Annotated in this window: 6 protein-coding genes and 1 pseudogene; 1 reads left to right on the top strand and 6 read right to left on the bottom strand. The window is 68.2% G+C overall.

Annotated features, from left to right (window positions below; translation table 11 throughout):
* A pseudogene (locus tag B1964_RS10600) lies at positions 1 to 396 on the top strand (class I SAM-dependent methyltransferase); the annotation flags it as partial.
* An 8-nt stretch (positions 397 to 404) separates the two neighbouring features.
* On the opposite strand, the gene B1964_RS10595 reads toward B1964_RS10600, so the two are convergent.
* The 6 genes from B1964_RS10595 to B1964_RS10570 all read right to left on the bottom strand — a co-directional run.
* A complete protein-coding gene (locus B1964_RS10595) occupies positions 405 to 1,676 on the bottom strand; it encodes an acyltransferase (protein ID WP_006372816.1) in 1,272 nt (423 codons plus the stop codon).
* A gap of 45 nt (positions 1,677 to 1,721) precedes the next feature.
* Complete coding sequence (locus tag B1964_RS10590) at positions 1,722 to 2,570, bottom strand: ABC transporter permease (protein ID WP_006372817.1); 849 nt, start codon at positions 2,568 to 2,570, stop codon at positions 1,722 to 1,724.
* A 4-nt stretch (positions 2,571 to 2,574) separates the two neighbouring features.
* Positions 2,575 to 3,414 carry an ABC transporter permease gene (locus B1964_RS10585; RefSeq protein WP_006372818.1) on the bottom strand — a complete coding sequence of 280 codons (840 nt, stop codon included), beginning with the start codon at positions 3,412 to 3,414 and terminating at the stop codon, positions 2,575 to 2,577.
* On the bottom strand, positions 3,411 to 4,457 hold the full coding sequence (locus B1964_RS10580) for an ATP-binding cassette domain-containing protein (RefSeq protein WP_006372819.1): 1,047 nt from the start codon (positions 4,455 to 4,457) through the stop codon (positions 3,411 to 3,413). The genes B1964_RS10585 and B1964_RS10580 overlap by 4 nt, the downstream gene beginning before the upstream one ends.
* Positions 4,444 to 8,850: a type I polyketide synthase gene (locus B1964_RS10575; RefSeq protein ID WP_138944181.1), complete on the bottom strand. Its 4,407-nt coding sequence runs from the start codon at positions 8,848 to 8,850 to the stop codon at positions 4,444 to 4,446. Before B1964_RS10575 ends, B1964_RS10580 begins: the two co-directional genes overlap by 14 nt.
* 11 nt (positions 8,851 to 8,861) lie before the next feature.
* Positions 8,862 to 9,987, bottom strand: a 1,126-nt coding sequence (locus B1964_RS10570) for a beta-ketoacyl reductase (RefSeq protein WP_139765700.1), incomplete at its 5' end; no start/stop codon positions are given.

Genomic DNA, 9,987 nt, shown 5'->3' with positions numbered 1-9,987 from the left:
GGCCCCCCCCCCCCCCCCGCCGATCGGCCGGTGCTGTTCCTCGCCGAGGGCATCAGCATGTACTTGACGCGCGATGAAGGACTCGGCCTGATCTCCCGGGTTGTCGAGCGTTTCCCGACCGGCGAGATCCAGATCGACTTCTACAACTGGCTGGCGATCGCCACCCAGCGCGTACACATGCTCAATCGGCGATCCGGGTCGCGACTGCATTGGGCGGTCAACTCCCCCGCCGACATCGTCGGTGAGATCCCGGCTCTGCATGTCGTGGACTCGGCCAACCTCTTCTCCGCGGAGACCTTCGCCCGGGTGAGCGGTCCGTTCGCGGGCGCCGGAGTGCTGTCCCGGGCGATCCCTGCGGGCCGAAAGGCTCTGCAGTACCACCGATATGCGTTCTGACGGCTGCGTCATCGGAGCGCCCCCGCTCCGATGACGGGATCGGCCGGTGCCGCGATCCCGGCGAGCAACGTCGCGATGGCGTCGATCGACCGCTGGGGATCCGGTCCATGCGTGTGATATTCGATCATCAGCCGGCCGTCGAAGATCTTGCTCGTGTACATCTCGATGCCGCCGCCGACCTGGAAGTGCAGTTCCCCGTGAACCGCGGTCAGTCGCACACCCGGCGGGGTGCGCATCGGTGGCACCACACCGTTGTCGGTCATCATGACGACGTCGGGCAGGCCGGGCGGATTGCCTTCGTAGCTCGGCGTGAAATGCAGCAGGGACTGGGCGATGACACCCTCGGCGAGATCGGCGCGATACGCCTCGGCGATCCGGGTGGCGAGATCGAGAACATCGGTGCCGTGATCGATGTCGGCAAGGAAGGTGCCCACCCCGACGGGGTTGGTTGCGGCCGTCGCGGTCACCGGCGGGCTGAGCACGTAGCGCAGATCGACCGGATAGATGTAGGGCACCGGGATGCGCCTGCGGCCGCGCACCTGCCATTCGGCGATCAGGATCACCGCCGCCAGTACGCCATTGAGCCCCACGCCGTTGCTGCGCGCGTAGTCGACGATCGCGCGGGTCTGGCGTTCGTCGAGCCCACACCACGCCATCGGTACCTGCTGGGGAGCCGAGGGCCGCGCGGTCGACGTGGTACGCCGCGACGGCGGCAACTCGTAGGCGAACAACGCGGGCATGAAGCGCTCCAGACCGGACCGGTGGAGCTTGGTGATGCCGCGGTGGGCCAGCACGGTTTCCAGCGAGTCCGGCGCCGGCTCCACGGGGCCCGGCCGCAGGTCTCCCGTGGTGACCAGATCGGTGTAGTAGGAGAACAATTCCTCGATCAGGGCGAACTGGTGATGTCCGTCGGCGAGGCTGTGGTGGACGTACAGGGTCGGCTGGGCTCCGCCGTCGAGCACCACCACGCGCAGGTGCACCAGGGTTTCGGTCTGGTCGAAATGCGGAGGGACGACCTCGGCGCTGCCGTCACGGTTGTCCACCACCATGATTCCCGGGTGCATCAGATCGTCGACGACGATCTGCCAGCGCTGATCGGCGTCGCGTTCGAGATGGCCGCCCAGGACGGGATGCACTTCGAGCAGCGTGTCGAAGGCCTCGGCGAGCGCGTCGGTGTCGACGGGGCCGTCGAGGTGGGCTCCGAGTCCGACGAAATTGTGTGTCTCGGCGAACATCTCCTCGCTCTTGGCGAGATGGCGGATGACTGCTGAGGCGCTCACGGGTCCTCCTGGTGATCGATGACGGTCGGTGCGGGCTTCTCCGGATCAGCTGTGCATACTGGCCTTTCGGTAGCCGAGGGCCAGAGGGATCGCGCAGACCACGATGATGCTCACCGACCACGCGAGCAGACCCGTCAACGGAGTGGCGACCGGCCCGCCCACCGACAGGCCCTTCATGGTGTCGACGGTGTAGCTGAGTGGTTGATGCGACACCGCGGGCTGGATCCACTCGGGATACTGATGCAGCGGCACGAATCCGGTGCTGAAGAACATGAACACCCCGGACACGAGCGCCGTCGCCTCGACGACGATAGTCTTGGCCGAGTACAACGCGAGTGTGGCGACACCGACGGCGAACGCGAGCCCGAACAGACAGGGCACGAACACCCAGCCGATCGCGGCGGCCACACCCTCGTGGAATCGGAATCCCATGGCGTAGCCCGCGATCAGCAGCGCGAGGGTGGCCACGACGATGCGGATGGTCTCGGCAAGCAATCGCGAGATCACCCCCGCCGCGCGGTTGATGGGCAATACCCACAGCCGCGCCAGCAGCCCGCTGTCACGCTCGTGCATCAGCGACAATCCGCCGACCGTGGCACCCTGGGTCGCGGCGACCATCGCCACCAGGGGCACGCTGCCGTACAGCGCGTCGATACCGGTGACCCGGGTGATGCCGTTGCCGAGAACAATGTTCAGTGCGACCAGGAACGCCACCGGAACCAGGATGGTCTCCGAGGTACTCGCCGGATCGCGCAGCCAACGACGCATGGTGCGAGCGGTCAGTGTCACGGTGTGCGAGAGCAGAGCGCGCGGCGACCATTCCGCCGGCCTGCGCGGCGCAGCCGGAATCGGATGTGCTGGGGCGGAGGACATCTCGCCGGTGAGTGGGGTCATCAGCTCATCCCTTCCGCCCCGCCAGCACCGCGTAGACGGGCATCAGGACCACCAACAGCGCAACGATCCAGGCCAACGATGGCCCGATGGTCTGCCAGGTGATGGCGCCGGCCGCGCCGGGCACCCGGTCACCGGCCAATGCCCGCAACGCGTAGACGAACTGTGAGATCGGTTGATTGCGCACGAAGCCCTGGATCCAGTGCGGAAACGCCGACGCCGGCTGGACCCCGACCGAGAGTAGTCCGAAGATCAACTGCGGCAGCATCATCAGATGGGTGGTGGCGTCGGGATTGCGTGACGCCGTGCCCACCACCTCCCCCAGGAACGACAGGGTGAGTCCGATCGCGAGGACAAGTCCGCAGAACGCGACGGTGTAGAGGAGCCCGGCATAGAACCGGAATCCGATGACGTGTCCGCAGATCAGCGAGATCACCAGCGCGACCGTGCAGCGATACATGCTGGCGGTCATGCGGGACGCCAGCGGGGTGACACGGGAGATCGGCAGTGCCCGGAAGCGCCGGTTGATCCCCTCGACGGCATCCGAGGCCGAACGGAAGGCGCCGGAGATCGCCGCGAAACTGATGGCCTGCAGTGCGATCAGCGGCATCAGGTACTGTGCGTAGCTGCTCATCTCGGCGGCGTAGAGCCCCATGAAGTTCTTCAGTGGGATGTAGAAGCCCGCGGTGAACATGATCGACGCCGCGACCTGGGTGAGGAGTTCGCCGTTGCGCAGCGTCGGCACGATGCTCCGGGTTGTCAGCACCCACCACTGCTGCACTCCGGAGGGATTGGTCTCCCGCGTGGCGCCGGTGACCCGCTCGGGTGACCACGACGTCGGGGTCACGACGCCACCTCGGCCCGGTCTGGCCGGGCGGTCTCGGCGGTGAGCGCGAAGAACACCTCGTCGAGCGACGGGCGTCGCAAGGCGACGTCGGCGAGTTCGATTCCGGTGCGGTGCAACCGACCGAACACCTCGACCATCGTGTCGGCGCCGTGCGGTGCGGGCATGGAGACGCGGTCGGGATGGGCGGTCACCGTTGCGCGCCGGGACCGCGGCATCATCGGGGTCAGCGCCGCGACGATCGCCGGGATCGCGGAGGTGTGGCGGGGCACGATCTCGCAGTAGGTCGCCCCGGTGCGTTCCTTGAGCTGATCGGCTGTGCCCTCGGCGATCACCGTGCCCCGGTTGATGACGACGATCCGGTCGGCGAGGGTGTCGGCCTCCTCGAGGTACTGCGTGGTGAGGACGGTGGCGATGCCGTCGGACTTGAACCGTTCGACGAGATCCCACACCGCCTGCCTGCTGCGCGGATCGAGCCCGGTGGTCGGCTCGTCGAGGAACACGACCTCCGGTCGGACGACGAGACCGCACGCGATGTCGATACGTCGCCGCATGCCCCCCGAGTAGGTTCCCAACGGCCGATTCGACGCGTACTGCAGGTCGAACTGTTCGAGCAGCTCGTCGGCCCGGCGTCGCGCCGCCGACTTGCGCCATCCCTGCAGCCGGCCGAACATCACGAGGTTCTCCCGGCCGGTGAGCATGTCGTCGAGGGCCACCTGCTGCCCGGTCAACATGATCGAACGCCGCACCGCGGCCGGGTCCCGTGCGACGTCGTGGCCGGCGACCAGCGCGGTTCCGGAATCGGGAGAACTCAAGGTGCACAGGATGTCCACCGTGGTGGTCTTTCCCGCCCCGTTGGGGCCGAGGAGGCCGAGGACCTCGCCGCGTCCCACGGTGAAACTGATACCGCGCAGCGCCTGGAAGTCCCCGAAGTTCTTGCGCAGATCCCGTACGACGACCGCGGCGTGCGATTCGTCGGGGCGTCGATGCCGACCACCACCGCGGTCGGTGTCGTGGGTGTGGCCGTGAGTGTCAGTGAAGGGCACCGGATTCCCCCAGATCGACGTCGGCGGTCAGGTCGATCAGTTCCAGCTCGCCGTCGGCGGAATCCGCCTCGTCCTCGACGATGGCCTCGCGCGCCAGGTCGGCGAGGGACGCAATACTGGCGTCGGCGAGCCGGGACACGACGTCGGCACCGATGCGGGCCGGGTCGTACCACCAGTCGACGTGCAGGATTCCCCCGCTGCGCTGGGCACGGATCTCGAGTGCGTGCCCGAACCCGGGTGCCGATGCCCGAAGTGCCTCCGCCATCGTCGGATCGATCGAGACGGGTTGGTCGTCGGCGGTCGGGAGATCGGGAATCGGGCTGCCGACGACCAGCGCGATATCCGGTGCCGGAGTTGCCTCGAGAGCACGCGCGGTCGGGGCGTGCAGGTGACGCAGGACGCCGTGGCCGACACCGTGATGCGGTACCGCGGCGAGTACCCGGTGGACGGCCTCGATCTGCGCGGCAGTCGGTTCCCCGCTGAGCGCAGTGCAGCCGAGCGCCACGGGGTACAGGGCGGTGAAGGATCCCAGGGTCCGACGCGGGTCGAGGTCGGGCCGTAGGACCCGTCGACCGCGCCCGGCGAGGTCGACGTCGATGATGCCGTCGCCGAAGGTCTGCGCCAGCGCGCGACCCAGTGCGGTGAGCAGGAAGCGATCCACCGGGAAGGTGAGTCTGCGACGCGCGTCGTCGAGTTCGATCGTCTGGGTGGTCGTCAATGCGGTCGAGATGCGCTGCAGCGCAGTGGAGGTCGTCCGCATCGCATCACCGGTGATCGGTCTGCGCGTGGCCCGTCCGGGCCCGGTCAGCCAATACCTGCGTGAGTCGAGGACCGCCGGATGGGCGGCCAGCTCGGAGGACAGCTGTGCCCACTGGCGCCACGCAACGGGCACGGGCGCAAGCGAGATGTCCTCGCCGGCGAGCACCTGACCGAAGGCGGTGAACAGATCGGTCACCAGGATGTCGCGGGCTTCCTCGTCGGCCACCAGCCCGTGCACGCTCATCGCGAGATACGACTGTCCGTCACCGGCCTGTACATGGGCGGCGAGGTACGGGGTGAGCCCTCCGTCGCCGGTGAGGGTGCGGAGGAACTCGGGGATCTCCTGCGCCCCGGACACCGCCGCGACCGCGAGGTCGGCGGCCTCGACGGGCGCCGCGACACGGACCTCGCGGATGCCGTCCTCCTCGACGATCCGTATCCGCAGTGCATCGTGGCGATTGACCACCGCGGTGAGGACGTCGCGAATGCGGTCGGTGCCGACGTCGTCGCGGACACGCAGGATCAGCGGTACGCGCCACCGGTTGCTGTCGGTGACACCGGAGTCCAGGAACCGGATCATGGTGGGCGTCAGGGGAAGATGGTCCGGATCGGCCGTGACCGTGCGACCAAGTCCGCCTGCGGCGTAGCGCTGGGTCAGTGTCGCGGCGAGGGTGGCGACGGTCTGGTTCTCGTAGAGATCCTGCGGGGTGATCTCCAACCCCTCGTTCGCCGCGCTCATCGCGATGCTGATCGCGATGAGCGAATCCCCACCGATCTCGAAGAAGTTGGCGGTGCGCTCGACCGACTCCACTCCGAGACATTGCGCCCAGATCCGGCCCAGCGTGGTCTCCATCGGCGTGCGGCCGTCCGCGACCGAGGGCTGCATCTGCGGCGGTGCGGTACCCCCGGCGGCGTCGCCCGCGGTGTCGGGATCATCCGTGCGCAGCATCCGTGCCGAGCGATCGTGGTCGACCCAATGGCGCTGACGGGCAAAGGGATATCCGGGAAGTGTGACGATCGGTCGATCGCGGTCGTCGTCGAGGTCGACCGGAACTCCCGCCGACCACAGTTGACCGAGACCGAGCAGGAAGGTGGTGCGGTCGTCGCGATTCTGGGCAGGGTGACGCATGAGACGTATGGCTCGGTGCCCGTCGCCCCATCGGGGGTGGCGGGCGGCGGCACCGGACAGCGTCCCGCCGGGCCCGACCTCGACCAGGACGCGGGCGGGGTTCTCGAGCAACGCCCCCACCTCGTCGGCGAAACGCACCGTTGCCCGGATCTGCCGTGCCCAGGTGGCCGGGTTGGTGGCCTCGGCCGCCGACATCACGGTGCCGGTGACGTTCGACAACAGCGGGATCTGCGGTTCACGCAATGTCATTCGCGACAAGAAGGCCGTGTACTCGGCCACCACGCCGTCCATCAGCCGCGAGTGGAACGCATGGGAGGTGCGGACCCGCCGTGCGGTGATCCCCGCCTGCGCCAGCCGTGCCGTGAACGCGGCGATCGCGGTATCGGTGCCGGCGACAACGCATCCACCCGGATCATTGATCGTGGCGATGTCGACCTCACCGGCCAGATACGGTGTGACCACCGCGGGTACGGCCGGCACGGCGACCATCACGCCACGTGGCGCCGCATTCATCAGCCGGGCGCGCATCGCGACCGCCGATGCCGCGGTCGGCAGATCGAACACCCCGGCAAGAGTGCCTGCGACGTATTCGCCGATGCTGTGCCCGGCCAGCACCGCGGGATGCACCCCGCGTGATTGTGCGAGACGCGCGAGTGCGTATTCGACGGCGAACAACGCGGGTTGCGTTCGGTCGGTGCGTTCGAGTGACCGTGCACTGCCCTCGAAGATCTCCGCGCGCAGGTCGATTCCGAGCTCGGCGTCGAACGCCGCGACGCACTGCGCGAAGTGTTCGGCGAAGACCGGCTCGGAGTCCAGCAGACCTCGCGCCATGCCGACGTGTTGCGCGCCTTGGCCGGGAAAGAGGAACGCGACGCGATCGGTCGCCGTGTCGGCGCCTACGACCTCGTCGGTGATCATCACGTTGTCGTGCTCGTCGGTGCGCAGTACCTCGACGGCGTGGGCGGCGTCGTCGACGACGGCGACGAGGCGATGTCGGTACCGGTGCCGCCGGTTCAGGGTATGCGCGAGTACGCCTACGTCGAGGTCGGGGCGCGCTTGCAGGTCGTCGGCGAGTGCGGTCCGTGCCTGCGTGAGCGAATCGGGTTGCTGCGCCGACAGTGTCACGATCACCGGGCCGCGCGTCGCCGGAGGCAGTGGGGCCGGTGGTGCTTCCTCGAGTACCACGTGGACGTTGGTTCCGCCGACACCGAACGAACTCACCCCGGCGCGGCGCGGACCGTCGCTCTCCCAGACGGTGGTCTGCGCCCGGACCTCGAATGGTGTGCGCTCGAGATGCAGTTCGGGGTTGGGCTGGGTGTAGTGCAAGGTGCCCGGCAGCGACCGATTCTGTAGGCACAGCACGGTTTTGATGAGACCCGCGATACCCGAGGCCGTCTCGAGATGACCGATGTTGGCCTTGACCGATCCCAGGACGCACGGACCGCGGCGTTCCTGCTCGGCGAGTTCGAAGGCTTGCCGCAGCCCCTCCACCTCGATCGGATCACCCAATGGTGTGGCCGTGCCGTGTGTTTCGACGTAGCTGATGGTGGCGGCGTCGACCTCGGCGACGGCGTGCGCCTCGGCGATGACCTCCGCCTGTCCGGCCGCGGTGGGCGCCGCATAGTTCATCTTGGTCGCGCCGTCGTTGTTGATCGCCGACCCGCGGATCACCGCATGGATGCGATCACCCTGTGCCAGTGCGTCGTCGAGATGTTTGAGGACCACGATTCCCACGCCGGAACCGAACAGGGTGCCGTCGGCCCGCGAGTCGAAGGGCCGGCAGTAACCACTCGGCGAGGCCATCGACCCGGGCTCGTACCAATAGCCCACCCGGTTGGGCACCCGGATCGAGGATCCGCCGGCCAACGCCATCTCGCATTCGCCGTTGAGGATGCTGGCGGCGGCCAGATGCACCGCGAGCAGCGACGACGAGCAGGCCGTCTGGACGGCCAGCGCGGGACCGCGCAGGTTGAACTGGTGGGCGACGCGGGTGGCCAGGTGGTCCTTGTCGTTCTCCAGCGAGAGGTTGATCATCTCGAAGCTCGCGCCCTCGCCGATGATGCGGTGGGGATCGAGGTGGGACATCAGGTTGTGCAGCAGATATCCACTGGCCGAACTCGTTCCGAAGACGCCGACGGTTGCCTCGATGTCGTGCGGATCGAGTCCGGCGTCCTCGAGAGCGTGATACGCGGTCTGTAGGAACAGTCGGTGTTGTGGGTCCATCATCCGGGCGGCGCGAGGGGTGAACCCGAAGAATTCCGCATCGAATTCCTCGATGTCCGTCAGCAGCGGTGCGCGCCGCACGTAGGCCGGATTGTCGAGGGTCTTGTCGCTCACCCCGTGCGCGGTGAGGTCCTCGGCGGTGAGGGTCTCGATCCCTTCTCGCCCGGCCTCCAGGTTGCGCCAGTACTCGGTGAGAGACGCCGATCCCGGGAAGCGGCCGGCCATGCCGACTATCGCAATCGCGTTGGCCCCGTATGCTTCTGACGTTCCCGCTTGTGTCATGCCCGCTTCTGTCATGCCCGCTGTCCTGTTCTGCGCCGGCCGGCCCGTTGGCGTGCGGCGGCGCGCAGTTGTGCTCGTTCCCGGAGGCCGCCCGAGGCGTCGGTGTCGTCGGCGACGGCGAGATCGAGCTGACGGATGAGATCGGCGGCGAGCGCACGCAGACTTGCACCCTGAAGGAGCAGTGCCACCGGTGGTTCGGCTCCGAAATCGCCGCGCACCGCGTTGCGGATGCGTACGGCCATCAGCGAATCCATGCCCAGGTCGGTCAACGGCTTGTCGACGTCGACGGCCCGACTGTCGGCGAAGCCCATGATGGCCGCGATCCGGGTGCGCAGACGGTCGGTGACGGCGTCGTGTACAGCGGTCGCATCGAGGGTGCGCAACGCCTCCATCCCGCCCCAGGTGTCGTCGGTGAGGTCGTGCAGCTCGGCGACGAGTGGTGCGAAGTAGCCCAGTTGATCGAGTTCGGGGAATGCGACGGCCGCGCGGTCGAGCCGGAGGCGGATGACGCCGGCCCGGGTGGCGTCGGCGACCACCAGCGCGTCGAACGCCTCGATGCCTTCCGCCGGGCTGATCGGGTCGAGAGCGTCCATCGTCAGGGCGGCTGCCACGCCCACCTGGGCCCACTGGCCCCAGTTGATCGCGGTGGCCGGCAATCCCTGGTGGCGGCGCCAGAGCGCGAAGGCGTCGGCCCACGCGTTGGCGGCTGCGTATGCGCCCTGCCCGGGCGAGCCGAGCAATGACGCCGCCGAGGAGAACACCACCCACCAGTCCAGGCGCAGATGTGTTGTCGCTTCGTGCAGGGCGATTGCACCGGCGACCTTGGGCGCCCACACCCGGCTCAGGCTGTCCGGTTCGAGTGCGCTCAGCAGTGCGTCGTCGATGACGGCGGCCGCATGCAGCACGCCGCGAACCTCTCGGCCCGTCTCCCGCGCGGCGTCGACCAGTGCGGCGGCGACGCCGGGTTCGGCGATGTCACCGGCGATGTAGGCCACCTCGCCTCCGTTCGAGAGGTCGTCGATGAGCGTCTGCTGGTCGGGTGTGATCGCTCGGCGACCGTTGAGGACCCCTCGTCCGGCGCCTGCGTCGAGGAGGTGACGTGCCATCAGGGTGCCGAGGCCACCGAGGCCACCGGTG

This window comes from Gordonia sp. i37 (assembly GCF_002043085.1).
In the GTDB taxonomy this organism is placed as follows: Bacteria; Actinomycetota; Actinomycetes; order Mycobacteriales; family Mycobacteriaceae; genus Gordonia; species Gordonia polyisoprenivorans.
The sequence above is the reverse complement of the archived record's forward strand: the minus strand, read 5'-3'. Positions and strand labels throughout refer to the sequence as shown.

Bases quoted from the DNA above. Each gene is read 5' to 3' on its own strand.
- B1964_RS10575 (WP_138944181.1), bottom strand. From the start codon at position 8,850: ATGACACAAGCGGGAACGTCAGAAGCATACGGGGCCAACGCGATTGCG.
- B1964_RS10590 (WP_006372817.1), bottom strand. From the start codon at position 2,570: ATGACCCCACTCACCGGCGAGATGTCCTCCGCCCCAGCACATCCGATT.